Genomic DNA, 22113 nt, shown 5'->3' with positions numbered 1-22113 from the left:
CATCCCGATCTCGCCGCCTGACACACCGCCAAGCGAACAGCCTAGAACACCAGGATGAGGGGTCCCTTTTCGACGCCGATCACCCCGCTAACGGGGTCCCTTTTCCACGCCGATCCACACCGTAGGCTGCATACTGAGCCGCGAGTCGTTCGGCAGCGGCCTTCTTCCACGTCGTGTAGGCCTTGCTGGCGAACCGGCGCTTGGTGCGGAAGTCCGTGGCGAAGCACGCGTTCACGCTTGGGGGCATGGGAAGGTCAAAAGTCATCGGATCTTCCTCGCGAATTTGGCAAGCAGATCGTCGTCAGCGATCGTCAGCGTCATCAGCGCCGTCATGACGCGCGGGTTGGTCGTCAGGCCGGCAATGGCCTTGGCTGCATCTCGGACGATCTTCGCCTGCGCTTCGGTGGTGTGCGCGCTCATGACGACACTGCGCCGGCAAGACGTCCCCATTTGCCAAGTGCTGCCGAACGTGACTTACCGAGCCGGCGGCCTGCCTCGCTGATCGAGACGCCCGATTTGACCAGCGTCATCAGCTTACGCTCTTCGCGAGCAGTCCACCGGTCGCGGACCTGCGGCGGGCGCGTGGCATCGACGTTCTTGATCGCCTCTTCCAGCTTCAGGCTTTCGGGCAGTGTCAGCGCCCGGGTGCGGCTGATTGCGTCAAGCTCATCATGAATGCTCTGCCAGCTCATGCGGCCACCTCACCATGATAGAGGTATCCCTTGGATGCGGGGCCGCTCAGGTCGCTCTCGATCAGGTGTTCGGGATGCTCTTCACGCAGATAGTGGATCTGCACGATCACATTCCGATGGCTCCCCTTGCCGCCGATCGCCTCATTGATCTGGCGTGACGTGATCCAGCCAGCTGCCTTCTTCATGGCGCGGATGATCTCGTATTGCTGGCGCGTCATGCCCGCACCTCGCGGCCACGCTTGGCGGCAGCCTGACGGGCAGGGCGTGCGGCCTTGCGCTCAGCCAGTGCCGCGTCGATGCCGTAGGGATCGACCTTCATGGGTTCCGGAATGCGGAACAGGCCTAGAGTGCGACGGATAGGGCTCATGCGGCACCTCGCAGCATATCCGCCTCGTGAACAATCGCCTGAACTGCGGGCAGATGCGGGCGCAGCAGGGTTGCGATGGCCAACGTCTCGCTGTGATCGCGCACGCCGTCAGACAGCGCTTCGACCAGCTCCCCCATGGCGCCGATAACGCCGGCCGCGGTGGCCAGATCATTCGCGGCCTTGCTGTGCAGCGGACATAGCCGGAAGCCGTAGCCTGCCAGCAATTCATCCAAGGCGGTTGGATCGACCGACAGGCTGTTCAGCGCCGTATGCAGCTCAGGCGTCGTGCGCTGTGCCAAGGCATTGCCGATGGTGTTTTCGGAAACGTCGAGCGCGTCAGCCAGCGCTCCCTTACCGTGCGTTGCGATGATGCGTGCCCAGCCTGCCGACAGTAGGGCCGCGACGCGACCTTTCGCGAGAACGGGTTTTTGGCCCAAGATGTTTGCGCGGGTGGCCATTACTTGACACTCCCATGAGATTGAACGTCACCCCGGACCCGCTCCCCCTCGCCGTGCTGGCGGTCGTCGGTCGTGGGCGGGATGGCGGCGCACCAGGCGGCGATGGTGAGGGCGATCATGCTGCCTGCTCCCCGAACAAGGAGCGCTTGCGCGGCAACTGCTCAGCGCTACCGTCTGGCGCGCAATGGCTTGGCTGGAGAATCGCGTGCAAGACGACTGGAAAACCGAAATGGCTGGCGCAGTCCTGGCTTTCCGCATGGTGCTTTCGCAGCTTATCGCCAATCGGCTCATCACCGATCCGGCGCCGCGATTTGCCGCCGATGCCGCGCACAAAGGCATCGTTCGTCAGATGCGCACACACGTTCCGACGCCGACCGCCGAAATGGAAGACGTGGTCAACCGTGCTGAGGTGCATCTTGCCCTCCTATTTGAACAAATTCAGCAGCTTCTGCCCGCAGCCGGAGCAGACCAGCCGCGCCCGAACTAGCTTCGCTTGGCGAGGGAAGCGGCCAATGGAACGGGTTGCCGGGCTCGTCGTAATCCGCGCGAAAGGCCGGTTCGAAGTCGATTTCCTCAACCGTTCCGGGATACATCCAGATACCGGCGAACGACTTGAAGGCCTTTGCGACCGTGTAAGGTTTACCGTCGCGCTCGTCGCAAACGAACATCACCTCGTTCACGCGCGCATCGGCGATGGGTTGCCAGCTCATGCTCGAACCCCCTCGGTGGGGCGGGCGCGGCGGGTGGGCTTGCCCTTCAGCTTGGCCAATCCCGCGTTGATTGCGGTCAGCGTGTTCATCCGGGGCGCCATTCCTTTGCGGATGCGCTGGATCTGGGATCGGCTTACCGAGCTGGCTTCGGCCAACTCACCGGTGCGAATGCCAGCCGCCGCCATCTCGCGATCAAGCCAAGCAGGGTCATAAATCGTGGGCATGCCATCTTATATGCCGCATTACTGCGGCAACGCAAGCCGCATTCATGATGCGCGACGAAATTATGCGGCAGGTTCTATTCGGACGTTTATGCAGGAACGTCAGAAACCGATCGCCGAATGGATGAAGGACGTGATGGCTCGCAAAGCCATCTCGGCGCGAGCTTGGGCGGAAAGGGCTAAGCTAGGTAAGGACACCGTTTCTCGTGCGATCCGCGAGGACTATGAGCACGTGACCAGCACAACCACGATAGCGAAGCTGGCTGATGCGGTGGATGAGCGCGCACCGGGCGCAGCAGCCGGCGTCCCTAGTGTCGCGTCGCTCGTTTCAATTCTGAATGTGATGCATCAGACCATGCTAGGTGAACAACGGGTCGATCCTGGTACGACACTGGCACTTGCAGAAGCGTTGCGAGACACGCTTCTGCATCTCGCAGACGAGCCAGAAGATGCGGATGATCCGAAGGTAGCGCACGCGCTAGCTCGCGCTTCAGTGAGGACACGCGGTCGGCAACACGCCTAACCGCCATACCGCGGAACACATCGCCCGCAGGCAAAATGCCGACTCGCTCTCCCATGTTCTCAATATGTTCTGCTTTTTGATGCGGGTCAATGTGGTACGTGCCGAAATCTCTCTTGAACCGGAATGGTTATTTAAGGCGGCAGAATTAGCTGGAATTCTGCATCTCAGCGATTATATCTGTATCACTCCCTCGGGTGATGCCCCCCACCAAGGTGGCGGGAGCCGCCAACTGGCGGTGGTAAGACGAGGCGTCTAACCTAAGCCCGAGGGACGCCACCGCCGCCACGCGGTTGAAGCTGGCGGTGCCAGATCGTGAACTTTCCCCTCATAGAGGTGTCGCGCATCACGTCGCGAACCGCTGCGCGTTGCATGACGTGTCGAGATAAATCGACTTTGGAAGGTGACGCATCAATCGCGTTCGCGTGGCCGTTCACCCGATAGGCCAGGGCGCCGAGCAAAATGTCCACGACCTGAATCATCGGTGTCTCGTGCGATTTACGAAAATGCGATCGACGGAATGGGAAGTCACGTTTATCGCCCTGCTTGCGACGGCCGAAGTTGAGGATGTCCCGCAGCTCGCCAGGGCGGTGGACCGTCTCCCGGTCGTCGGGATACAGATGAAAATAGCGATCTGGGTACAGTCTGGCGAACTTCGCTGCCAGCTGGTACAGTTCCTTGTTAAAGGTCTTGTCGCGGTCGCCATCGCCGAAGCGTTGGTGATCTTGACCATGGGTGTCCACAACCGTCGAATGGAAGTCGACGCCGGCAAACGCCGGGTGATCGAAGAACGCATCCACTAAACGGCGGTATGCGTGCAGCTTGCGATTAGACACGCTTCCCCACTTCAATTCACCGCTTGGCAGCTCAGGCAAACGGATCTGCGCGAAGGCATCGTTAGCTGCCAGCACCCTGTCGCTCCGGATGATAAGTCCACCCATCGCCATATACCGGTGCCGGGTCTGACTGCTCTCGTCGCAGTAAATATCATAGATGGGGATCAAAGATGCTGGGGGTATGTCGCTAACGATGATGGCCATGGGAACGGGCTAGCTAATTATTGGTCGGTGAGTCGAGTCGCACATGAATGATTGCGGCCTTTCGCAGAGACATCTAGGAGGGACGGGCAAGGCCGGCAGCCAATCTCATGCCGCGGCGGTGAGTATACGGCAGATGGGGTTAGACCATCCGAGCTGGTGACGCTTGAGGCCTGCGACGCCCGAATACGGCGGCAAGCCCGCCCGTGCTGCGGCTAGGGCGTCGCGGGCCTCACCACGATCGCTTCCTGTTACCCACCAGCCCGCCCTAACCGGCGGGCTTTTTGTTGCGCTGAGCAAGCCGCGAGAAATAAAATCGCCACTGCCGCATTAATGCGCTTGACGATGCCGCATTCATGCGGCACATACGTCCCCAACGCCGCGGCTTCCCGCTTCGGCATTGGAGCGACGACATGGCACAGGCCGAAAAGTTTGAGGTTCGCAACCGCTGGACCAACCGCGTTCAGTTCACCGCCGAGATTACCTGCACACCTGACGCAACGATCGGCGTCAAGATCGGCCTCGCGGTGCGTTGGGCGCGCAATAACGATGCCGACCTGCGCGATGCCGACCTGCGCGATGCCGACCTGCGCGGTGCCGACCTGCGCGATGCCGACCTGAGCGATGCCGACCTGCGCGGTGCCGTCCTGCGCGGTGCCGTCCTGAGCGGTGCCGACCTGCGCGGTGCCGACCTGAGCGATGCCGACCTGAGCGATGCCGTCCTGAGCGGTGCCGTCCTGAGCGGTGCCGACCTGCGCGGTGCCAACCTGAGCGATGCCGACCTGCGCGGTGCCGTCCTGAGCGGTGCCGACCTGCGCGGTGCCAACCTGAGCGATGCCGACCTGCGCGGTGCCGTCCTGCCGGATTGGCTCCCGAAGATACCGTCGATCCACAGCAAGGTCTACGAGGCAGCTAGCCGCGAGGGCGCGCTGGATATGTCGACATGGCACCGCACGGGCTACTGCGGCACTACGCACTGTCGGGCCGGCCATGTGGTAGTCCTGGCTGGCGAGGGCGGGCGCGTGCTGGAAGGTGTCTATGGCACTGCCGCTGCTGCCGCGATGATCTACGCCGCGAGCGACCCGAAACTGGAGCGCACGCCAAGCTTCTACACCGACAACGCTACCGCGCTTGCCGACATGAAGGCGCTGGCTGACGCGGAGCAAAGCGCATGACCCCCCGCACCCCCATCACCGGGGAAGAGGTGGGTCATACGCCGGGGCCGTGGTCAGTCATCACCGAAGATCACGACATCTCCGTAGATGGCGAAGGCTGGTTTGAGGACCAGCACGTCAACGGCTGGATCGTCGTCGGTAACCCAGAAGACCCTAGCATGGCCATCGCGGTCATCGACACGGGCTATCTAGGTAATTGGAATGAATCCCTGCTTGACGACAATGCAGCCCTAGTCGCCGCGGCCCCTTCGCTGCGCGATGCCTGCGCTGCCGCCGAAGACTTCATCGCCACGATCGACAGCGATGCCGCACGCGCCATTTACGCGCAGCTGCATGAAGCCCTCCGCTCAGCCGCCACAGCCGCCCGTCAGCAGGGGGAAGGGAAGTGAGCCGCGCGGGTTATTCGGAAGGCGATGGCAGCCAGGAAGAAAACTGGGCACACATCAGGTGGCGCGGCGTAGTTGCAAGCTCAATCCGTGGCAAGCGCGGTCAGGCCTTCCTGCGCGATCTGGCCGACGCCTTAGACGCCATGCCCGAGAAGAGGCTGATCACCGGCGATCTGGAGCGTGACGGTAACGTCTGCGCCATTGGCAGCCTGGGTGTTCGCCGCGGCATCGACCTCGCAGCACTGGATCCGGATGAATACGGCCAGATCGCAAGCGCTTTCGATGTCGCTTCACCGCTGGTCCGCGAGATCGAATACCTCAACGACGAAGAAGGGTGGAACTGGAAAGAGCAGCGCCACGAGACGCCAGAAGAACGCTGGCAGCGGATGCGCAAGTGGGTTGCCGCCAGCATCACCGAAGCCCGTCAGCAGGAGCAATCCCATGAAGCATGACGCGATAAGGGCGGACGGTGCGGCGCAGGTGCCGCTTGCCGATCTGGCCGACTTCCTCATTGCCCAGCTTCAGACGGTTTATGATTTGACCGACATGCCTACGTGCATGGCCGAGGCTGGTGATCTGATCCGCAAGGTTCGGTTCTACGCATCGCTGCCCGAGACTGGGCGCGGCATGTTGGGCCGCAACGGCATCGGCCCGCGGATTGAGATGTGTGTCGCATCCGCTCGCCGCACCGGCTTCAACTGGCGCACGCCGGAAGACCTGACCGAACTGGTCTACGCCGCGGCAGCGCGCCCGGCCCAGCTTATTTCGAGGGGGCTGTGATGGCCGAAAAGACTGTCATCACCGTTAGCGGTTTCGGTTGCGTAGTGCTCATGGCGTTCATTGCCTGCGCGATCGGTGGCTTCGTCGGCATCATCATCGCTGTTGCGAAGTGGATTGCAGGATGACCGCGGCCCTTTGCTTCTACGCCGTGGGTATCACCGCTCTCGCCCTCTGCCACGGCTGGTGGCGCAACCCCAGCGATTACCTGACCCGCGCCCTCTCTGCTGGTCGCACGGTCTGGACCTCCCTCTATGCGAAAGGACCGCAGGCGTGACACTCATTGTCCGCGAAGTCCGCGCACCCGAATGGATGCGCACCGAGCATGGCTGCGGCCCCAGCTTCTGGATTGCCGAGCCTGATGACGGCACGCACCTCCATGCTGCGGGCGATACCGAGACAGAGGCACGGGCGAACTGGCGGCGTCGCCACGCCGAAGCGCATGCCCGTCTGCGGGGTATGCAGGCATGACCCTCAGCAACAACCCGCCAGCGTTCGAGGCTCACTCGCTTCACGTCGAGGAACTGTTTGCACTGGTGTCGGACACTACGGCGGCAGGCGGCGTCACGAATGATGATCAGGAGGCCCAGCTTGACGCGCTGATGGACGATCTGCGCACCGCGAAGAAGGGCGCAGATGCCGAGCGTGCAGCCGAGAAAAAGCCGCATGACGAAGCAGCCAAGGCTGTGCAGGCGAAGTGGAAGCCGCTGATTGATCGTTGCGATATGGGGCTGACGGCGGTCAAGAACCTCCTGACGCCATATCGCGAAGCCAAGAAGCGGGCGGCAGAAGCAGCAGCCGCTCAGGCTCGCCGCGGGGCAGAGGAACGCACGGCAGCAGCCCAGATGGCTCTGCGCCAGTCCGATGACCTGGAAACCCGCTTTGCCGCCGAGGCCGTTCTGAAGCAGGCGACCAAGCTGCAAGCGGTGGCCAATCGCGTCGATCGCACGCCGACCGGCCTGCGCACGTTGTACCGCGCCGAAGTGACCGATGCGACCGCATTCGCGCGGTGGGCGTGGGCCAACCGGAGGACGGAATACCTTCAGTTTCTTGCTGATCTGGCGGCGCGCGAGGTCCGTGCGACCGGTGCCACCACCACGATCCCCGGCATCCTCGTGCATACCGAAAGGAAGGCGGCATGACCTTCAACCCAGCCGACCTTGCAGCGCCATTCCCCGGCGATGCCGTCCACTGGCGCGCGCAAAGCATGAACCGCGAAGGCACGTCAGCCATGGCGCTCGCATATATCGACGCCCGCGACGTGATGGACCGTCTCGACGCGGTATGCGGGCCTGCGCACTGGCAGGACAGCTACGCCGAAACGCCGAAAGGACGTCTGATCTGCACCCTTACGCTTCGCGTCGGGGACGAGTGGATCAGCAAGTCGGACGGCGCTGGCGACACAGACGTTGAAGGCGAGAAAGGCGCTATCAGCGATGCCCTCAAGCGCGCTGCGGTCAAGTGGGGGATCGGCCGATACCTCTACGATCTGCCGGTGATCTGGGCCGACTGCGAAAGCTACGAGGCAGGCGGCAAGAAGCGCTGGAAGAAATGGACTGACAGCGGCTTGCGCAAGCTGCGCTCAGCGACTGTTGGGCCTGCCCCGCGTCTTGCTGCCGTCTCGTACTCTCCGCCTCCGAACGTCACCGCGTTTCTTGCCGGACTGGAGGCGGCAGCAGCCAACGGCCTGCAATCGATGGCCGAATATTGGAAATCCAACATCGGCGCGATCGACGCCCAGCACCATCCGTACCTCACGGTCCGCAAGGACGAACTCAAGCAGAAAGCAGCATAATGGCCGATCGTCTCGACGCAATGACGCCCCGTAAGAAGAAGGATGGCAGCACCTTCTGGCATCGCGTGGGAACCGCCTGGAAGGGTGACAAGGGCATTAACATCGTGTTCGACAGCCTGCCGTTGCCGGATGCGGAAGGCCGGGTAGCCGTATCTCTGTTCGAGCCGCGCGAGCAGGGGGGCGGACAGCGACAGGAGCGCAGCAACAGCCGCGGCGCCAGCGCACCCGACCTCGATGACGACGTGCCGTTCTGATGCTCTCCCGCGTCAACATCAAGCCCCGCAAACAGAATGCACCGCGACCGGCATGGAAGGTCGCGGAGGCATTCAAGCAGTGGATCCGGGGTCGGGCCTGCGCCTGTGAGGGGCGTAACCCGCACTGTGAAGGCCGCATCCAGTCTGCACACGTCGATTACGCAGGCGGCAAGGGCATCGGGACGAAGGTGGCCGATCGCCACTGCATCCCGCTCTCTGAAGCCTGCCACCGCCTCCAGCACGACAAGGGTTGGGAATGGTTTGACGAGCGCATTCTTGGCGCGCCGGGCCGGGGGCTGATGCTGGCGCAAGCATATTGGCAGGCGTGGCCCGGCCGCGCCCGTTGGGAGGCCGATCATGGCTGACATCGAACGCGCCATTGCCGAAGCGGAGGACCTGTTCGTCCGCGCCGGGCAGGCCAAGATTCGGGCAGAAGGCATGGACCTGCGCCGCAAACGCACCCGCGCTATCCTGTTCACCAAGTACAAGGGTGATGGCCACCCGGCAGGCGCCAGTGAGCAGATGGCCGAAGCTGATCCGGTTTACGAGCTGGCCTGCACTGATTGGGAAGCCGCCGCGATGGAGGCGGAAACCCTGCGCGCCCAGGCGGAGGCCAAGCGGCTCCGTTTCGAAGCGTGGCGCACCAACAAGGCGACCGAGCGCGCCCAGATGAACCTTCGATAGGAGATGGCGATGACGTATCGCGACTATCTGCCGCAGCGGCTTGGGGCGAAGCCCGCCAGCCCGGTGCCGGCACGGCATGCGCCCAAGTCTTTCTTTTCCCGTCTTTTTCGGAGCCATCCCCATGCCCGCTAACCAAAGCACGCCAGAGGTCACGAGGACGGATCGTGAGGCTGCGGCAGCGCTACGGCGTCGCGCCTCTGACGGACAGGAATGCTGGCTGCGAGCGGCGGACAACATGGAAGCTGGCCACGCGGACGGAAGTTATTTTGTCCAAGCCTTCGCCCGCCATCGTCTTGCCTCCGCCACCCCGGCACGCGGGGGAGATGAACTGCGACATGCTGCCAACCGCCTTTTGAGGGCCACCGATGCGCGTGCGCTTCATGGACGCGATCATGTTCCTTCGATGCGCGAAGAGCAGGAAGCGCGCTGGGTTCTCCGGTCCGCCCTCGCGTCTACCGACATGGCCGGTGGGGAGGGGGCGCGGCCGATGAGCAGTGCACCAGTCGACGGCACAATGATCCGTCTGCTGGTCGATTACACTGATGGCGGCGCTCCGCTGGAAGATGAGCACCCGCAGTCATGGACAATCGGGTTCAACAACCTCGGCAAAACGGGCGAGGACCGCTGGCAGTTCGCCGGCTGGTCATGGATCTATGATCACTTTTGCGAGGGAAGCGGCAAGCCTGTCGGCTGGCTCCCTTGGTCCAATCCCGCGACGGGCGGAGATGATCAATGACTTTCGGAGAAGCACTCGAAGCTATGATCAACGGCGGCAAGATTGCTCGCGCCGGTTGGAATGGCAAGGGTATGTACGTCTACCTTGTCTGCGCCGCTGGTTTCGAGCCGGCAATGTACCTGCATACCGCGATGGGCACGGAACAGCCGGGATGGAACGCCTCCACCCCCGATGTGCTGGCGCGTGATTGGGGAGTGGTCGAGCCATGACCGATCCCAATTACGAAGCCGGCTGGCGGGCGCTATCCGAGCCTCTCTCGTGGATGCAGGACAACCCGCGCCTCAAAGGTTATTGGGGTTGGAACCTCGCTGACATCGCGAACGACTTGATCGACCGGGCCTACCCTGGCTTGCGAAACGCCTCCCCACCGGTGGAGGGGCTGACGAGTGGGGAGGGCATTGCGCGAGCAGCTGCTGCCATGCGCGAAGAATGGTTGCGGCGTGCCTCAGATCATCCTGGCGACTTCTTTGAGGCAATGGCTCAGGTCGCCCTCGCCGCTTTCCCCAAGGCCACCGCGACCGTCGAGGAAGCGGCGATCAATCAGAACGACCGTATGCGGCAAGAGCTGGCGCACATCGGTAACCTCGTCTCCGATCTTGAAAGGGCGATGCACGCCGACCCGGCAAATCCTGATGGATCGTGGCCGGACTTGGCGGGGCGCATCGAACGGTTGAAGGCCAAGGCCAAGGCCACCGCGACCGCGAGCGTGCGGGAGGAACAGGCATGAAACTGTCCTTCGCAATGTTGGAGCGATTGAGCGCGATCAGTCGCGCCGGCCCCGACGGGTGCAAGTCGTGGCACGGCCGGACGAACGACGCGCTCTTGCGCCGCGATCTTATCCGGTTTGACCCCGCGCCCGGTAAGGTTGCCCATGCCCTGTTCTTCGTCACCGACAAGGGGCGCGCTGCCCTTCAACCTGCGGACAGCGGTACTGCCGCCACCATCGGGGGAGAGCGGGCGTGAGCCGTCTTCGCACGCACAACCGGCGCCGCCTGAGGCTGATGAAGGGTTGGCACAAGCCGATCTGCTGCCCCAAGCACGGCGTGCCGTTTCGCGGCAATGGCTGGGTATATGCGGCCGGTCATCGGTTCGGCATGTTCGAATGCCCCAAGCCGCTGTGCAAGCGCTTCCATCTGTGGCGCGACACCGGTGAGGCTACAGCCACCATCGGCCAGCAGGACGGGGGGAAGTGATGGGCAATCCGTATCGCTTGCTCGACCTATTCAGCGGCATTGGCGGGTTCAGCCTGGGGCTCGAACGCACCGGCCGTTTCGAAACCGTTGCCTTCTGCGAGGCTGACGGAAAGTGCCGGCGCACGCTGGCGAAGGCATGGCCGGGAGTGCCGATCTATGACGACGTGCGCGACCTCAGCGCCCAGCACCTTACCGCAGCTGGAATTACCGTTGACGCCATCTGCGGGGGATTCCCCTGCCAGAACATCAGCCTCGCCGGCCGCATGGAAGGGATCGACGGTGCCAAGTCCGGCCTGTGGCAGCATTACCGGCGCCTCATCGAGGAAACCCGCCCCGCGTGGGTCATCATTGAAAACTCCCCCGTCCTTCGCTCTCGCGGACTGGAAGCAATGCTCAGCGAGTTCGCTTCGATCGGGTATGATGCGGAGTGGCACTGTATCCCCGCTAATGCCGTTGGCGCACCTCACCGGCGGGATCGCCTCTGGATTGTGGCCTACCCCACTGGCCAGCGAGACGGGCTTCCGCCGCTCGAAATTTCCACAGGGTGGGACCAGTCTCAGCACCGCGCTTGGTGGGATACCGAACCCGCTGTGGGTCGAGTGGTTGATGGGCTTTCCGCCGAACCACACCGCCTAGCGCAACTCGGCAACGCCGTTGTGCCGGCTATTCCGTACGAAATTGGTCGCGCGATCCTCGCATCCGAAAGTCTCGCCGCATGACCCCTCCATCCGGGACACGCCCAATGGACAATGAGAAGGGGGTGGGGCTGTGAGCGTCGATGGCATCGACTTCGCGCAGGCGGAGCTGATCTTCGAACGGCTGGGCAAGCTGGCGGAAGCGCTGGCGGACGGTGCCGGCGTAGGCGAGTGTGAGACGGTGGGGCACATCGTGTCCTATCTGCTCGACCATCCGCGAGACATTGAACCGTTCCTTCGCTTCGGCTTCGATGAGCTGCCGCTTGATTGGATCGATAAGGGGCGGCTTTCGCATTACGCGACGAACGGCAAAGTCGTGCGACCGGAGCAAGTCCGCCGCGCCCGCATCATCAAGAATTTGGAGCGATCGGTATGACGCCCATGACCCCCGACGTGCCCGCGATCTCCGCGCGCTTGTCGCCGACGATGAAGCATGTGCTGCTGCGCTGCTCGGAAGTCGAAAGGTGGGATGGCACGGGCCGTACATGGCCTCGCCAGTGGCCCGATCTTTGCGGCCAGCGCCGAAACACGTCGTTTCAGACGATCCGCGCGTTGCTTAACCGGGGCCTCGTCTATGCAGATGAAAACGGTGACGGCCACGGTCTCACACCAACAGGTATCGCCGCCTGGATTACGCTGAGATCGACCGCCCGCCTCCTGAAGGAGCAGCAGCCATGATGCCGCAGTATGACGCGCCACGCATGCCGGATGCCGTAGCCAAGGTGCAGCCGCCCCGCGATCATCCCGAATGGGAGCGACGGTTGCTGGCAGAGCTGGATAAGGTGAAGGGGAGCGGGCGATGACGGCTGCTGCGCGGGCATCCCTGCCCGATTGGCCACGTCTGATGAGCGTTGATCAGGCGTCGGCATATCTGTCGCTGGGCAGCACGACTTTGCGCGAGCTGGGGCCGGCACCGAAACGGCACGGCAAGCGGGTTTTGTACGATCGCCGGGATCTTGACCGCTGGGCGGATAGTCTTGGCGACCAGCCGCTGACGCAGGCCGAGGAAGCGCAGGAAGCAGGCGAGGAAGAGCGTCGCTTTATGGAAAGGCGCGCGGCTCGTGGTTCGCACTGATCTACGATACACCTACCTAGCGAAGGGGCGATACTGGCGTTTCCGGCATCCGCTGACCGGCGATACAAAGCTTCCCGGTCAGCCCGGCGATGCCGCGTTTCATGCACGCTATGCCGAGCTATGCGCTGCGGTCGAGCAGCGACAGAAGAAGGCCGATCCGGCGAAAACGACGTGGCATTGGCTCATTCTCGCATACCAGCGGAGTGCCGAATTTCGCGCGCTGTCCGACGACACGCAGCGCGATTATCTGCGGACTCTTGGTATCCTTCAAGAAGAGCTGGGCGACTGGAATTACAGGCTGACGACGACAGCCATGATTAAGGCGGTGCGGGACAGCCACGCCGACAAAGCACGCAAGGCCCATAAGATCAAGCAGATGGCATCCGCGCTCTATAGCTGGGCGGCTGGTGAAGGGCATGTGCGCGAGGGCTTCAATCCCGCAGCACCTATCAAGCAGATCAAGCGGAAGGGTGGCGCGCGCGAATATATCGTCTGGTCGCAATACGAGTTTGAGGCTTTCCTGAAGGATGGCAGCCGTCCGATGCGGCTTGCCGCCTTGCTGGCACTCTATACCGGCCAACGCGCCAAGGATATCGCGGCCATGACCTGGGGGGATGTGCAGGGCGACGCACGGCTGATTCGTGTCCGGCAGGCAAAGACCGGCGCACCGCTGGATATCGCCTGCCATTACCGGCTCCGGCGCCATCTCAATGCGCTGCGGCGCAGGACAGCAGACACGTCGATCGAGGCACCGCTGCTTCTGAGCGTGGCGGGCAAGCCGTACAATGCGAATGCGCTATCGTCCGCCATCGGGCGAGCGGTGAACGACAATGAAAAGATGCCGTCTTCGCGGTCAATCCACGGCCTTCGCTATGCGGCTGGATCTGCCATGGAAGAAGCTGGCTGCACGCTTGGCGAGATACAGGCTGTGCTTGGCCACCATGCCTACGCGATGGCGATGAAATACGCGACACAGCGCTTGCGCAGCCGCGAAGCAGTCGCTAGGCGAGAAAGGAACGGGGCGTGATCGACTGCGAACTCCGGGGATTGAACTGCGAACCACAGGTTCAAACTCCCCGAAACCCGCGGGAATGCGACGTTAGGCGCGATGGCGGAGTGGTGACGCAGAGGACTGCAAATCCTTGCACCCGGGTTCGATTCCCGGTCGCGCCTCCAGATGCCGGGACCAGATGTCAGGACGGGGCCTCAGCCCTCGTCCGGCATCTTCACGCGCGCGGCGTCGCGCGCCAGCAGCATCGGGCGCAGGCGGATGCCCAGGCAGATCACCGTCGGCCAGAACAGGGTGTTGGCGATGTCCGACGTCGTGTCGGCCCAACGCCACGACCCGAAATTCAGTCGGTCCATGATCTCGTTGAACGCCTCCGCCGCAGCGACGAACGACCAGGGGACGAAGCTGCCCAGCGATCGCCGCGTGACGATGCGCGCGACCATCAGCACCGCCATGCCGGCATGGATGTGCAGGATGGTGTCGGGCAGGCCGGTGCCGTCGCCGATCCAGTCGATGAATTTGTGATAGAGTTCCGGGATCATGGCGCGCCCATACGGCCTTGCGGCCGTGCTGACCATCCGCGGACGATTGCGCCCTACACACGCATCCGCCGCTTGGCGCGACGGATTGCGCGCGATACAAGCCGGACTGTCACGAAGTGTATTGCGCAGCTAATACGGTTGTGCGAGAGGGGTCATCATGAACGTCAGCATCGATAACGGTCTGGGTAACGCGGCGGCATCGGAGGCGATGCGCCATGCGATGGTCGCCAGCCAGTTGCGGACCAATGCGGTGAACGATCAGCGCGTGCTGGTCGCGATGAACACGCTGCCGCGCGAGGCCTTCGTGCCCGCCGAGGCGCGCGCCATCGCCTATCGCGACACGGCGCTGCCGGTCGCCGGCGGCCGGGCGATCAACCTGCCGATGGTCACCGGCCGGCTACTGACCGAAGCCTATCTGCAAAAGGGCGACCGCGTGCTGCTGATCGGCGCCGCGGGTGGCTATACCGCCGCGATCTTGGCGCAGATCGTGGCCGAGGTGGTCGCGGTCGAAGAGGATGCAGGCCTCGTCGGGCTGGCGAAGGACGCGCTGGCGGGCACGCCGAACGTCACGCTGATCGAGGAGTCGCTGGCCCAGGGCCATGCAGCGGGCGCGCCCTATGACGTGCTGATCGTCGACGGCGCGGTGGAGCATCTGCCCGACGCGCTGGTCGATCAGGTCGCGACCGGCGGCCGCGTCGTCACCGGCATCGTCGATCGCGGCGTCACGCGCCTGGCGACGGGTCGCAAGACCGATGGCGGGTTCGGCCTGTCGCCGTTCCTCGATTGCGATTGCGTGGTGCTGCCGGGCTTTGCAAAGCCTAAGGCATTTACATTCTAGAATAAGTTAGTGGGGGGATGATGCGAGGATTGCTGCTGGGGAGCGTGGCGCTGGTCGGACTGGCGATGTCGGCAATGCCGGCGGAGGCAGAGACACTGCGCGATGCGCTCGCCAAGGCCTATGCGTCGAACCCCACGTTGACCGGCCAACGCGCCGCACAGCGCGCGACGGACGAAAGCGTGCCGATCGCACGGGCGAGCGGGCTGCCGGGCGTCGCCGCCACCGGCTCCGTGACGGACAACATCCTGCAGGCGAACAACAACTTCCTCAATCCCGAGCGCAGCGGCAACGGCGCGCTCAACCTGTCCGTACCCCTGTTCCAGGGCGGCGCGGTGAAGAATGCGGTGCGCGCGGCGGAAACGCGTGTCGATGCGGGGCGGGCGACGTTGCGCGGCGTGGAGGCGTCGACCTTCACCAACGTGGTCGCCGCGTACATGAACGTCATTCGCGACGAGGCGATTACCTCGCTCAATCAGCAGAACGTGCGCGTGCTGGAGGTGAACCTGCAGGCGAGCAAGGATCGCTTTCAGGTCGGCGACCTGACCCGCACCGACGTCGCCCAATCCGAGGCGCGGCTGGCGCTGGCGCGGGCGCAATTGCAGCAGGCCGAGGCGCAGCTGATCTCCAGCCGCGAGAATTATGTCGCGGTGGTGGGCACTCCGCCGGTCGCGCTGGAGCAGCCGCCGGCGCTGCCGAAGCTGCCCGCATCGCCGAACGAGGCGGTGAGCGAAGCGCTGAACCTCAACCCCAATCTGATCGCCGCGCGGCGTCAGGCCGATGCGACGCGCTACGACATCAACGTCGCGCGCGCGAACCGCCTGCCCAAGCTGTCGGCGGTGACGGGCGGGACCTATTTCACCTATCTGGGTTCGCTGCCCCCGGCATCGGTGGCGCAGGGCGTGCCCAATTCCGGCACCGCCGCGACCGCCGGGCTGCAATTCTCGCTGCCGATCTTCCAGGGCGGTCGTCCCGCCGCACAGGTGCGGCAGGCGGAAGCGCAGCGCAGCCAGGCGCTGGAGGCGGTGACGGCGACCGAGCGCAACGTCATCGCGCAGGCGCGATCGGCCTATGCGGTGTGGCAATCCTCGCAGCAGGTGATCGCCTCGTCCGAAACCGCGGTCAACGCCAACAAGCTGAGTTTGGAGGGCGTGCGCGCCGAAAACAGCGTCGGCACGCGCACCGTGCTCGAGATCCTGAACGCCGAGCAGGAACTGCTCAACAGTCAGGTGACATTGGTAAGCGCGCGGCGCGATGCCTATGTCGCGGGCTTCGCGCTGCTGGCGGCGATGGGCCATGCCGAGGCGCGCGATCTGGGGCTGGAGGGCGGCGCGCTGTACGACCCGGTGCTCAACTACAAGCGCGTGCGCAATCGGATCAACGACTTCGCGGGCGACGGCGAGCCGGAACCGGTCGCCACCTCGACGGCGCAGACGCCCGCGCAGACCGCCACCGTCGCGCGGAACTTCGACCCGATGCTCGATACGCCGGTTGACAGAAGCCCGGCGTTAACCACAGGTGCGTCCTCGCCGAACCGCCAGTAACGGCGGTAAGAACTCGGGGCAGGGACACAAGAGGGCAATGGGGGACATGAGCGCCGAACCGTCGATGGAAGAGATCCTTTCGTCGATCAAACGGATCATCGCCGAAGAGGGCGAGGGGACGCAGGCGCGTGCCCGCCGGGCGCGTGCCGCACCGCAGCCGATCGAGCCGGAACCCGAAGAGGTGCTGGAGCTGAGCGATCCGATGCCGCATTCGCGGATGGAGCCGGCGCGGGTGGAACAGCCGCGTGTGGAGCGCGACATGGCGCGCGTCGCTGCGCCGCAGCCGGTCGCCCAGCCGGCGCCCCAGCCCGTCGCGCCGCCCCAGCCTGTCGCGCAGCCCGCGCCCCAGCCTGTCGCGCAACCTGCGCCCCATCACTACGCACCGGAGCCCGAACCTGCGCCGCAGCCGGCGCAACCTCCGCGGCCCGCGCCCGTTGAGCCTGCAATGTCGGACGAACCCATTTTGTCCCAGCGCGCCGCCGCGGCGAGCCTGGGGTCGCTCGAAACGCTGAGCAAGCTGCTGGTCAAGCCGGAGCCGGAGAGCGACGGCACGCTGGAAGGGCTGGTCCGCGAGATGCTGCGCCCGATGCTGCGCAGCTGGCTCGACACGCATCTGCCCGAGATGGTCGAGACGATGGTCGCGCGCGAGATCGCCAAGATTACCGCGCAGATGCGCTGAGGTCGGCGGCGGGGCAGGGCGTGGCGGCAACGTGCCGCACAGTCGCGTGTCCCGCCCGACTTGCCACCGTCACGGGCTTTGCGTAGCCATCGGGGATGACCAAAGGTTCCCAGATCGTTTCCGAACTCGACCGCCTCTACCGCGCTTCCGTCGACCGCCTGCAAGCGGCCCTCAACGCCTATCTGACCGATGGCACGCCGCCGTCGCCGCAAAGCCGCCTCGACGGCTCGTTCGCCTATCCCGTCATCCGCCTGCGCTATGCCGCAACGAGCGACCGACCCGCGCCGCCGCGGTCGTTCGGGCGGCTGGTGTCGCCCGGCGACTATACGATCAGCGTCACCAAGCCCGCGCTGTTCGCGGATTATCTGACCGAACAGCTGACGCTGCTGATCGAGGATTACGACGTCGAGGTCGAGGCGGTGCCGGGGCGGCAGGAAATCCCGTTCCCCTATGTGCTCGATCCGGGTCATGCGCTGAGCCTCGACACCGTGTCGGCGACCGAGCTGGCGCGGCATTTCCCGGCGACGGAACTGGCGCATATCGGCGATGAGATCGCGGACGGCCTGTGGATCGCCGAAGGGGGCAGCCGTCCGCTGGCGCTATTCGACGCGTTGCGCACCGATTTCAGCCTGGCGCGCCTGCGTCACTATATGGGGACGCCATCGGAGCATACGCAGCGCTTCGTATTGTTTACGAACTATCACCGCTATGTCGATGAATTCGTTCGCTGGGGTGCGTCGCAGCTGGGTGAGGGTTCGCGCTTCACGGCGCTGTCGGGCGCCGGCAATATCGTGATCGACAAGCCCGGCGACGTCGATAAGCTGGTCAACGACAGCGCGTGGCGGCGGCATCAGATGCCGGCCTATCACCTGATGGCGGACGATCGCACGGGCATTACCCTGGTCAACATCGGTGTCGGGCCGTCGAACGCGAAGACGATCTGCGACCACCTCGCCGTGATGCGGCCCGAGGCGTGGCTGATGATCGGCCATTGCGGCGGCCTGCGCCCCAGCCAGCGGATCGGCGACTATGTGCTGGCGCACGCCTATCTGCGCGACGACCATGTGCTCGACGACGTGCTGCCGCCCGAAATTCCGGTGCCGGCCATCGCCGAAGTGCAGCAGGCGCTGGCCAAGGCGTCCGAGATCATTTCCGGCCAATCGGGTGAGGAATTGAAGCGCCGCCTGCGAACGGGCACGATCGTGACCACCGACGATCGCAATTGGGAATTGCGCTATTCGGCGTCGGCGCTGCGCTTTTCGCTCAGCCGTGCGGTCGGCATCGATATGGAATCGGCGACGATCGCGGCGCAGGGCTATCGCTTCCGCGTGCCGTACGGGACGTTGCTGTGCGTGTCGGATAAGCCGCTGCATGGCGAACTGAAGCTGCCGGGCCAGGCCAATCGCTTCTACGAACGGGCGATCAGCGAGCATATGCGGATCGGGATCGAGGCGTGCGAGCAGTTGCGGCTGGAGGGCGACCGCCTGCACAGCCGCAAGCTGCGCGCCTTCGATGAGCCACCCTTCCGCTAAGTTATTGAAATGACGTCCGCGTGCGGCGGGGCGGGAAACGATCCGCCGCACGTGCGTTACGCCTCCGAATCAATCAGGGAGCCGTATCGTGGCCGACGACACCGACACGCCCAAGACCGACACCCCCGCCGCCACGCCGCGCCGTCGCGCGCCGCGCAAGGCGAGCACGACGCGCTCTACCGCTGCGAAGACCGGCACGACAAAGCCGCGCGCGCCGCGGAAGGCTCCGGCGCCATCGACTGTCGAGAAGGTCGAGACCGCGATAAGCGATGCGGCCACCAAGACGACGCGCCGCGCTCGCACGGCGGTGGCCAAGGCGGAAGGCGCCGTCGCGTCGGCCGCCAAGGCGGTCAAGCCGCGGTCGACCAAGCGCGCCGCGCCGCGTCCGGCGACCAAGAAGCCCGCGACGAAGACGACGGGCAAAAGCGGCGATCTGCTGGGCGGCAAATGGGGCGTCGCCGCCGTAGGTGCCGGTGTCGCGGCCGTGGGCGCCGCTGCGGCGGCCGCGTTGCTGACGCTGCGGGGCAGCACGCCGAAGGACAAGGACGCGGGCCGGAAGGCGCATGCGCCGGATGGCGAGGACGCCTCCGCCTCCTTCCAGGCCGGCATCGCCGACGAGAATACGATCCCCGAAAAGTTGTGATGCGCGCCGCGCGGTCCCGATGGGATCGTGCGTCGGATCAATGACATTGCCGCTGCCCCGTTTTCCGTTCTACACGTCGGACGCCACGCCCGCTGGAGCGGCGTGATGAGGGGTGAGCGTTGATCCAGCTTTCGGTGATGACGGCGGTCGTGTGCGGCGCGGTGCTCGCGCTGCTCGTCGGCGGTGCGGGCTACGCGCTGTTCGTCGGCCGACGGCTGGCGGCCGAGGCCGACGACGCGAGCGCGCGGGTCCGCGAGGCCGAGGCGTTGCGTAGCGTCTCACCCGCGCTGCCCATGCTGGTGCGCGCGGATGGCCGCGTCGAGATGCCGCCGCGGCTGGTCGATTGGCTGGGCCTTTCCGTTGCGCCTCGTTTTCTGCAGGATCTGTCCGCCGATGGCGCGGGCCTGCCCACCGACGAGGCGACGGCGCTGGCGAATGAGGTGAAGGCTGCGCAGCGGTCCGGGCGGGCGTTCGTGCGAGCGCTCCACCCGCAGGGGTCGGGACGTGCGATCACCGTGCGGGGCAGCCGCGCGCCGGGCGAATTGGGCGCGACGGGCGCGGTCGTGCTGTGGATGATGGACGCGACCGACAGCGAGAGCGAGATCGGGCGGTTGCAGACCGAGGTCGACGATTTGTCGACCGCGTTCGACGCGCTGTCCGGGCTGATCGAAGCGGCGCCGCTGCCGATGTGGTATCGCGGGTCGGACCTGCGGCTTGCCATGGTCAACAGCGCCTACGTTCGCGCTGTCGAAGGCGCCGATGCCGCCGATGTGATCGCGCGCGAGCTGGAACTGGTCGAGGGCTCGGGCCGGGGCGGTCCGCGCGCGGGCGCGCAGGCGGCACGGATCAGCGGCAAGCCGCAGCGCGAAATCCTGCCCGCCACGATCGATGGCGAACGTCGCAGCCTGGAAGTGCATGACGTGCCGCTACCGACAGGCGGTGTCGCGAGCTTCGCAGTCGATGTCGAAGATTTGGAGCAGTCGCGGGCCGGGGCCAAGCGCTTCGCCGAGGCGCAGCGCGCGATGCTCGATCGCCTGTCCGCTGGCGTTGCGCAATTCGGCGCGGACCGCGGCCTCGTCTTCTGCAACCAGCCGTTCCGCCGCATGTTCGCGATGCGCACCGAATGGCTGTCCGACCGGCCCGAATTCGACCGCGTGCTGGAGCGGATGCGCGAGGCGAACCGATTGCCCGAAGTGCGCGACTTCCCGTCGTGGAAGGCGGAGCGGCGTACCTGGTTCGTACCGGGCGAGGATGCGGCGGAGGAAAACTGGCATCTGCCCGGCGGCACGCATCTGCGGGTGGTGGCGCAGCCGCTGCCCGATGGTGGCTTGCTGGTCATTTTCGAGGATCGGACCGAGCAGGTGCAGCTCGCCTCCGCGCGTGACACGCTGCTGCGAGTGCGGACCGCGACGTTCGACAATCTGTTCGAGGCGCTGGCGGTGTTCGCGGGCGACGGCAAGCTGCAATTGTGGAACAACCGGATGCGCGCGGTTTGGGGGTTCGAGGAGGAATTCCTCGCCGGCCATCCGCGCGTCGATACCTTTGCCGAGGCTGCGGCGCCCAAGCTCGCGACGCCCAATCGCGCCGCGCTGATCCCCGAACTGGTGCGATCGGCGACGGTCGAGCGGCAGCAGCGTGGCGGCCGCGTCGCCTTCGCCGACGGACGGCATTTCGAATTTGCCGCGGTGCCGCTGCCCGACGGCAATGCGTTGCTGACGATGCTCGACATCACCGACAGCCGCCGCGCCGAACAGGCGTTGCGCGAGCGCGCCAATGCGCTGGAGGCGGCGGACCGGGTGAAGACGCAGTTCGTCGCCAATATGAGCTACGAATTGCGGACGCCGCTGACCTCGATCAGCGGGTTCGCCGAGATGCTGCACGGCGGCTATGCAGGGAAGCTCAGCAAGGATGCGGACACCTATGTCGAGGCGATCCTGCAATCGGTCGAGCGGCTGGGGCTGCTGATCGACGACGTGCTCGACCTGACGCAGGGGGGCGACGACGCCGAGATCGAACGGGTCGACGTCGATCTTGCGGTGGTCGCGCGAGCTGCGGCGGATACGATCATGCCCGCGGCGAAGCGACGCAAGCTCGACTTCGCGGTGGAGGTCGCGCGCTCGGCGGGGCGGGTGACGGGCGATCCGAAGCGGCTGAAGGAAGTCATCGAGCATCTGTTGCGCCATGCCGTCGCGGCGACGCCCGAGGGCGGGCGGATCTTGCTGCACGCCGATGGCAGCGCGACGGGCGCGCGGATCGTCGTGTCGGACGATGGCTTCGGCATGGATGCGGAAAGCGTCGCCAAGGCGTTCGACCGGTTCGGCGAGCCCGGTATGCAGCCGACCGGCGAACGCGCGCTGGGGCTGGGCCTGCCGCTGGCGAAGCAGTTCGTCGAGGCGCATGGTGGGCGGATCGACCTGGTGTCGCAGCCTGGCGAAGGGACGCTGGTGACGGTCGAGCTGCCGCGGCGGTGATGGTGCGTGTGCGGATGCCATTTGCTTTCCGTCACCCCGGACTGGTTCCGGGGTCCACTCCGCGGCGAGGGGGGTGGTTTGAG

At 65.0% G+C, this 22113-nt stretch carries 40 protein-coding genes and 1 tRNA gene; 31 read left to right on the top strand and 10 right to left on the bottom strand.

The genetic code is table 11. The features are described from left to right. Positions 1 to 261: 261 nt before the first annotated feature. The 8 genes from ACP690_RS08760 to ACP690_RS08725 form a co-directional block, all read right to left on the bottom strand. A complete protein-coding gene (locus tag ACP690_RS08760; RefSeq protein ID WP_426260833.1) occupies positions 262 to 420 on the bottom strand; it encodes a hypothetical protein in 159 nt (52 codons plus the stop codon). Then, positions 417 to 692: a hypothetical protein gene (locus ACP690_RS08755; RefSeq protein ID WP_426260832.1), complete on the bottom strand. Its 276-nt coding sequence runs from the start codon at positions 690 to 692 to the stop codon at positions 417 to 419. The genes ACP690_RS08760 and ACP690_RS08755 overlap by 4 nt, the downstream gene beginning before the upstream one ends. Continuing rightward, positions 689 to 910 (bottom strand): hypothetical protein, encoded by a 222-nt coding sequence (locus ACP690_RS08750; protein ID WP_426260831.1) that lies wholly within the window; start codon positions 908 to 910, stop codon positions 689 to 691. The genes ACP690_RS08755 and ACP690_RS08750 overlap by 4 nt, the downstream gene beginning before the upstream one ends. After that, positions 907 to 1059, bottom strand: coding sequence for a hypothetical protein (locus ACP690_RS08745; protein ID WP_426260830.1), 153 nt, complete (start codon positions 1057 to 1059; stop codon positions 907 to 909). The genes ACP690_RS08750 and ACP690_RS08745 overlap by 4 nt, the downstream gene beginning before the upstream one ends. Beyond that, entirely contained in the window at positions 1056 to 1517 is a 462-nt protein-coding gene (locus ACP690_RS08740) for a hypothetical protein (protein ID WP_426260829.1), read from the bottom strand. Before ACP690_RS08740 ends, ACP690_RS08745 begins: the two co-directional genes overlap by 4 nt. A gap of 115 nt (positions 1518 to 1632) precedes the next feature. Continuing rightward, a complete protein-coding gene (locus ACP690_RS08735; RefSeq protein ID WP_147035263.1) occupies positions 1633 to 1932 on the bottom strand; it encodes a hypothetical protein in 300 nt (99 codons plus the stop codon). Next, the gene (locus tag ACP690_RS08730) at positions 1913 to 2227 is read right to left on the bottom strand and encodes a hypothetical protein (protein ID WP_426260828.1); all 315 of its coding nucleotides are present in this window, start codon (positions 2225 to 2227) and stop codon (positions 1913 to 1915) included. The genes ACP690_RS08735 and ACP690_RS08730 overlap by 20 nt, the downstream gene beginning before the upstream one ends. After that, positions 2224 to 2451: a helix-turn-helix domain-containing protein gene (locus ACP690_RS08725; RefSeq protein WP_426260827.1), complete on the bottom strand. Its 228-nt coding sequence runs from the start codon at positions 2449 to 2451 to the stop codon at positions 2224 to 2226. The genes ACP690_RS08730 and ACP690_RS08725 overlap by 4 nt, the downstream gene beginning before the upstream one ends. Here ACP690_RS08725 and ACP690_RS08720 point away from each other — a divergent pair. Continuing rightward, positions 2450 to 2971, top strand: coding sequence for a hypothetical protein (locus ACP690_RS08720; protein WP_426260826.1), 522 nt, complete (start codon positions 2450 to 2452; stop codon positions 2969 to 2971). The two genes, ACP690_RS08725 and ACP690_RS08720, sit on opposite strands and share 2 nt — an antisense overlap. A gap of 257 nt (positions 2972 to 3228) precedes the next feature. Here ACP690_RS08720 and ACP690_RS08715 read toward each other — a convergent pair whose 3' ends face one another. Beyond that, a complete protein-coding gene (locus ACP690_RS08715) occupies positions 3229 to 4008 on the bottom strand; it encodes a DUF3800 domain-containing protein (protein ID WP_426260825.1) in 780 nt (259 codons plus the stop codon). A gap of 410 nt (positions 4009 to 4418) precedes the next feature. Here ACP690_RS08715 and ACP690_RS08710 point away from each other — a divergent pair, with 410 nt between their 5' ends. The 24 genes from ACP690_RS08710 to ACP690_RS08595 all read left to right on the top strand — a co-directional run bounded on the left by ACP690_RS08710 (position 4419) and on the right by ACP690_RS08595 (position 13951). Continuing rightward, a complete protein-coding gene (locus ACP690_RS08710) occupies positions 4419 to 5180 on the top strand; it encodes a pentapeptide repeat-containing protein (RefSeq protein WP_426260824.1) in 762 nt (253 codons plus the stop codon). Continuing rightward, on the top strand, positions 5177 to 5569 hold the full coding sequence (locus ACP690_RS08705) for a hypothetical protein (protein ID WP_426260823.1): 393 nt from the start codon (positions 5177 to 5179) through the stop codon (positions 5567 to 5569). Before ACP690_RS08710 ends, ACP690_RS08705 begins: the two co-directional genes overlap by 4 nt. Next, a complete protein-coding gene (locus ACP690_RS08700; RefSeq protein WP_426260822.1) occupies positions 5566 to 6018 on the top strand; it encodes a hypothetical protein in 453 nt (150 codons plus the stop codon). Before ACP690_RS08705 ends, ACP690_RS08700 begins: the two co-directional genes overlap by 4 nt. Next, positions 6008 to 6346: a hypothetical protein gene (locus ACP690_RS08695; protein ID WP_426260821.1), complete on the top strand. Its 339-nt coding sequence runs from the start codon at positions 6008 to 6010 to the stop codon at positions 6344 to 6346. The genes ACP690_RS08700 and ACP690_RS08695 overlap by 11 nt, the downstream gene beginning before the upstream one ends. Continuing rightward, the gene (locus tag ACP690_RS08690) at positions 6346 to 6471 is read left to right on the top strand and encodes a hypothetical protein (protein ID WP_426260820.1); all 126 of its coding nucleotides are present in this window, start codon (positions 6346 to 6348) and stop codon (positions 6469 to 6471) included. Before ACP690_RS08695 ends, ACP690_RS08690 begins: the two co-directional genes overlap by 1 nt. Further along, on the top strand, positions 6468 to 6620 hold the full coding sequence (locus ACP690_RS08685; protein ID WP_426260819.1) for a hypothetical protein: 153 nt from the start codon (positions 6468 to 6470) through the stop codon (positions 6618 to 6620). Before ACP690_RS08690 ends, ACP690_RS08685 begins: the two co-directional genes overlap by 4 nt. Continuing rightward, positions 6617 to 6814, top strand: a complete 198-nt coding sequence (locus ACP690_RS08680) for a hypothetical protein (RefSeq protein ID WP_426260818.1) — start codon at positions 6617 to 6619, stop codon at positions 6812 to 6814. Before ACP690_RS08685 ends, ACP690_RS08680 begins: the two co-directional genes overlap by 4 nt. Then, positions 6811 to 7485 carry a hypothetical protein gene (locus ACP690_RS08675; RefSeq protein ID WP_426260817.1) on the top strand — a complete coding sequence of 225 codons (675 nt, stop codon included), beginning with the start codon at positions 6811 to 6813 and terminating at the stop codon, positions 7483 to 7485. Before ACP690_RS08680 ends, ACP690_RS08675 begins: the two co-directional genes overlap by 4 nt. Beyond that, positions 7482 to 8138, top strand: coding sequence for a Rad52/Rad22 family DNA repair protein (locus tag ACP690_RS08670; RefSeq protein WP_426260816.1), 657 nt, complete (start codon positions 7482 to 7484; stop codon positions 8136 to 8138). Before ACP690_RS08675 ends, ACP690_RS08670 begins: the two co-directional genes overlap by 4 nt. Next, entirely contained in the window at positions 8138 to 8392 is a 255-nt protein-coding gene (locus ACP690_RS08665) for a hypothetical protein (RefSeq protein WP_426260815.1), read from the top strand. Before ACP690_RS08670 ends, ACP690_RS08665 begins: the two co-directional genes overlap by 1 nt. Beyond that, on the top strand, positions 8392 to 8757 hold the full coding sequence (locus tag ACP690_RS08660; protein WP_426260814.1) for a hypothetical protein: 366 nt from the start codon (positions 8392 to 8394) through the stop codon (positions 8755 to 8757). The genes ACP690_RS08665 and ACP690_RS08660 overlap by 1 nt, the downstream gene beginning before the upstream one ends. Next, the gene (locus ACP690_RS08655; RefSeq protein WP_426260813.1) at positions 8750 to 9076 is read left to right on the top strand and encodes a hypothetical protein; all 327 of its coding nucleotides are present in this window, start codon (positions 8750 to 8752) and stop codon (positions 9074 to 9076) included. Before ACP690_RS08660 ends, ACP690_RS08655 begins: the two co-directional genes overlap by 8 nt. Before the next feature lie 514 nt (positions 9077 to 9590). Then, positions 9591 to 9812, top strand: coding sequence for a hypothetical protein (locus ACP690_RS08650; protein WP_426260812.1), 222 nt, complete (start codon positions 9591 to 9593; stop codon positions 9810 to 9812). Between the two features lie 23 nt (positions 9813 to 9835). After that, positions 9836 to 10021 carry a DUF2829 domain-containing protein gene (locus ACP690_RS08645; protein ID WP_426260811.1) on the top strand — a complete coding sequence of 62 codons (186 nt, stop codon included), beginning with the start codon at positions 9836 to 9838 and terminating at the stop codon, positions 10019 to 10021. Continuing rightward, positions 10018 to 10539 (top strand): hypothetical protein, encoded by a 522-nt coding sequence (locus ACP690_RS08640; protein WP_426260810.1) that lies wholly within the window; start codon positions 10018 to 10020, stop codon positions 10537 to 10539. Before ACP690_RS08645 ends, ACP690_RS08640 begins: the two co-directional genes overlap by 4 nt. Beyond that, positions 10536 to 10775, top strand: a complete 240-nt coding sequence (locus tag ACP690_RS08635; RefSeq protein WP_426260809.1) for a hypothetical protein — start codon at positions 10536 to 10538, stop codon at positions 10773 to 10775. The genes ACP690_RS08640 and ACP690_RS08635 overlap by 4 nt, the downstream gene beginning before the upstream one ends. Further along, positions 10772 to 11005, top strand: a complete 234-nt coding sequence (locus ACP690_RS08630; RefSeq protein ID WP_426260808.1) for a hypothetical protein — start codon at positions 10772 to 10774, stop codon at positions 11003 to 11005. The genes ACP690_RS08635 and ACP690_RS08630 overlap by 4 nt, the downstream gene beginning before the upstream one ends. Further along, on the top strand, positions 11005 to 11724 hold the full coding sequence (locus tag ACP690_RS08625; protein WP_426260842.1) for a DNA cytosine methyltransferase: 720 nt from the start codon (positions 11005 to 11007) through the stop codon (positions 11722 to 11724). The genes ACP690_RS08630 and ACP690_RS08625 overlap by 1 nt, the downstream gene beginning before the upstream one ends. A gap of 49 nt (positions 11725 to 11773) precedes the next feature. Beyond that, a complete protein-coding gene (locus tag ACP690_RS08620) occupies positions 11774 to 12076 on the top strand; it encodes a hypothetical protein (protein ID WP_426260807.1) in 303 nt (100 codons plus the stop codon). Positions 12077 to 12081: 5 nt separating this feature from the next. Next, complete coding sequence (locus ACP690_RS08615; protein WP_426260806.1) at positions 12082 to 12378, top strand: hypothetical protein; 297 nt, start codon at positions 12082 to 12084, stop codon at positions 12376 to 12378. Next, positions 12375 to 12503, top strand: coding sequence for a hypothetical protein (locus ACP690_RS08610; RefSeq protein ID WP_426260805.1), 129 nt, complete (start codon positions 12375 to 12377; stop codon positions 12501 to 12503). The genes ACP690_RS08615 and ACP690_RS08610 overlap by 4 nt, the downstream gene beginning before the upstream one ends. Continuing rightward, positions 12500 to 12775, top strand: coding sequence for a hypothetical protein (locus ACP690_RS08605; protein ID WP_426260804.1), 276 nt, complete (start codon positions 12500 to 12502; stop codon positions 12773 to 12775). Before ACP690_RS08610 ends, ACP690_RS08605 begins: the two co-directional genes overlap by 4 nt. Continuing rightward, complete coding sequence (locus ACP690_RS08600; protein WP_426260803.1) at positions 12762 to 13802, top strand: site-specific integrase; 1041 nt, start codon at positions 12762 to 12764, stop codon at positions 13800 to 13802. Before ACP690_RS08605 ends, ACP690_RS08600 begins: the two co-directional genes overlap by 14 nt. Before the next feature lie 75 nt (positions 13803 to 13877). Next, positions 13878 to 13951: transfer RNA gene (locus tag ACP690_RS08595), tRNA-Cys, on the top strand. A 30-nt stretch (positions 13952 to 13981) separates the two neighbouring features. Here the strand turns inward: ACP690_RS08595 and ACP690_RS08590 are convergent. After that, a complete protein-coding gene (locus ACP690_RS08590) occupies positions 13982 to 14326 on the bottom strand; it encodes a hypothetical protein (protein WP_294283399.1) in 345 nt (114 codons plus the stop codon). Positions 14327 to 14483: 157 nt separating this feature from the next. On the opposite strand from ACP690_RS08590, the gene ACP690_RS08585 reads away from it, so the two are divergent. The 6 genes from ACP690_RS08585 (at position 14484) to ACP690_RS08560 (ending at position 22030) form a co-directional block, all read left to right on the top strand. After that, the gene (locus ACP690_RS08585; RefSeq protein WP_426260802.1) at positions 14484 to 15164 is read left to right on the top strand and encodes a protein-L-isoaspartate O-methyltransferase family protein; all 681 of its coding nucleotides are present in this window, start codon (positions 14484 to 14486) and stop codon (positions 15162 to 15164) included. A 17-nt stretch (positions 15165 to 15181) separates the two neighbouring features. Continuing rightward, positions 15182 to 16705, top strand: coding sequence for a TolC family outer membrane protein (locus ACP690_RS08580; RefSeq protein ID WP_198526619.1), 1524 nt, complete (start codon positions 15182 to 15184; stop codon positions 16703 to 16705). A 46-nt stretch (positions 16706 to 16751) separates the two neighbouring features. After that, positions 16752 to 17384 (top strand): DUF2497 domain-containing protein, encoded by a 633-nt coding sequence (locus ACP690_RS08575; protein ID WP_294283392.1) that lies wholly within the window; start codon positions 16752 to 16754, stop codon positions 17382 to 17384. Positions 17385 to 17479: 95 nt separating this feature from the next. Then, positions 17480 to 18916 carry an AMP nucleosidase gene (locus ACP690_RS08570; protein ID WP_426260801.1) on the top strand — a complete coding sequence of 479 codons (1437 nt, stop codon included), beginning with the start codon at positions 17480 to 17482 and terminating at the stop codon, positions 18914 to 18916. An 88-nt stretch (positions 18917 to 19004) separates the two neighbouring features. After that, a complete protein-coding gene (locus ACP690_RS08565) occupies positions 19005 to 19559 on the top strand; it encodes a hypothetical protein (RefSeq protein ID WP_426260800.1) in 555 nt (184 codons plus the stop codon). Positions 19560 to 19678: 119 nt separating this feature from the next. Continuing rightward, on the top strand, positions 19679 to 22030 hold the full coding sequence (locus tag ACP690_RS08560; protein WP_426260799.1) for a PAS-domain containing protein: 2352 nt from the start codon (positions 19679 to 19681) through the stop codon (positions 22028 to 22030). The last annotated feature ends 83 nt before the right edge of the window (positions 22031 to 22113 follow it).

The organism is Sphingomonas sp. DC4900, from assembly GCF_049896485.1.
Taxonomy (GTDB): domain Bacteria; phylum Pseudomonadota; class Alphaproteobacteria; order Sphingomonadales; family Sphingomonadaceae; genus Sphingomonas; species Sphingomonas aquatilis.
The sequence above is the reverse complement of the archived record's forward strand: the minus strand, read 5'-3'. Positions and strand labels throughout refer to the sequence as shown.